The organism is Nonomuraea sp. NPDC048916 (genome assembly GCF_040649575.1).
GTDB lineage: Bacteria > Actinomycetota > Actinomycetes > Streptosporangiales > Streptosporangiaceae > Nonomuraea.
Genome location: NZ_JBEZFS010000318.1, coordinates 1 through 357, shown reverse-complemented (window position 1 = coordinate 357; position 357 = coordinate 1). Strand labels below are relative to the sequence as shown.

1 protein-coding gene is annotated in these 357 nt (G+C 74.8%); it reads right to left on the bottom strand.

The annotated features are described in order from the left end of the window. Nucleotides 1-9: 9 nt before the first annotated feature. On the bottom strand, nt 10-357 hold a 348-nt coding region (locus tag AB0C16_RS41035), incomplete at its 5' end, for a response regulator transcription factor (RefSeq protein ID WP_357691638.1).

Genomic DNA, 357 nt, shown 5'->3' with positions numbered 1-357 from the left:
TCCGTCCGGTCAGTGCCCGCCCGGCTGAAGTCCCCCCGGCTGGAGCCCTGCGTCGCGAGCGAGGAGAGCGGCCTGGACCCGGTTGTCGCAGTCGAGCTTGGCGAGGATGCGGCTGACGTACGTCTTCACCGTGGCCTCGCTCATATGCAGCCGCCGCCCCGCGTCCGCGTTGGAGAGCCCCTCCCCGAGCAGCGCCAGCACCTCACGCTCCCGGGTGGTGAGCCCGTCGAGCCGACGCCGCGCGGCCTCCCCGCGCGTGGTGGCCCCGGTGGCGGAGAGCGCGTCCGCCACATGCCGAGTGGCCGCGGGTGAGAGATACGCGTTGCCCGCCGCCGCGGCCCGCACCGCCTCGATCAG